2 protein-coding genes are annotated in these 1,053 nt (G+C 64.0%); both read left to right on the top strand.

Annotated features, from left to right (window positions below; translation table 11 throughout):
• Nucleotides 1–50: 50 nt before the first annotated feature.
• A complete protein-coding gene (locus GO986_RS22410) occupies nt 51–533 on the top strand; it encodes a winged helix-turn-helix domain-containing protein (protein WP_157461743.1) in 483 nt (160 codons plus the stop codon).
• Nucleotides 533–1,053, top strand: a 521-nt coding sequence (locus GO986_RS22405; RefSeq protein ID WP_369409549.1) for an IS630 family transposase, incomplete at its 3' end; no start/stop codon positions are given. The genes GO986_RS22410 and GO986_RS22405, both read left to right, overlap by 1 nt.

Raw genomic sequence — 1,053 nt, 5'->3', positions numbered from 1 at the left:
ATACGGACTCCGAATAGAAGAGCTACAGTTGAGGCATCACACAGTCCCTCTTGACGGCCCCCCTGGCGCACCGCGCTGATGAGTTCTGGCAGGTGTATCGGGCGAGCACCTGCGCCGTGGAGCGCCGCCGAGCGCAATTCTTTGCCCTGCTGGCCGAAGGCCGCGCGCTGAGCGACATCCTGACGGTGACCCGGTACAACCGGGTCACGGCGTATGACCTGCTGCGGCGCTACCGCGCACAGGGCTTGGCAGGCTTGCGGGATGGTCGCCAAGGCAACCGGGGCGCGCCTCGGTTGCTGAATGCAGAACAACAACAGGCCCTCGCGGCGCAACTGCACGCGGATTTCGAACAGGGCCTCGTGTGGTCGGGCAAAGACGTGCAGGCCTGGGTACGGGAGCACTGTGGCAAGACCGTGTATCTGGGTCGGGCCTACGAATTCATGCGCGCCGCCGGCTTTTCCCCACAACAACCCCGGCCACGTCACGTGAAGGGCGATGAGGCGGCTCAAGTGGCCTTCAAAACAAAGCCTTAGTGGAGACGCTCCGCACGGCGGAGCGTCTCCATCCTCGGGTGTCACTCTGGTGCCTAGACGAACATCGGCTGGGCTTGAAGCCCATTCGCCGAACCGTGTGGGCCCCGACCGGGCAGCCCTTCACATGCCCGGTGAAGCCGGCCTATGAATGGCTGTACCTGTATGCCTTCGTCAATCCAGAAACCGGCCACAGCCGGTTTTGGTTGGTCCCTGTCCTGAACAAGGACGCGTACAGCGCTGTCATGACGGCCTTTGCCCAGAGTGTCGGCGCGGGCACCGATCATCACGTCCTCGTCGTCCAAGACGGAGCTGGCTTCCATGTCCCTGCTGGGCAGGGACACCCGCCAGGCATTCAAACCCTCACCCTGCCCCCGTACTCGCCGCAACTGCAGCCTGCTGAGCGCCTCTGGGCTTTAACCGACGCCACGGTGGCCAACCGCGCCTTTGATTCGCTCGACGACTTCACCGGGGTCCTTGCCGCACGCTGCGCTTGGCTGGAAACACAGCCCAACCTCCTCAC

This window comes from Deinococcus arboris (genome assembly GCF_009755355.1).
GTDB lineage: Bacteria > Deinococcota > Deinococci > Deinococcales > Deinococcaceae > Deinococcus > Deinococcus betulae.
Note: the sequence above shows the minus strand (reverse complement) of the source record. Positions and strands in the feature narration are given on the sequence as shown.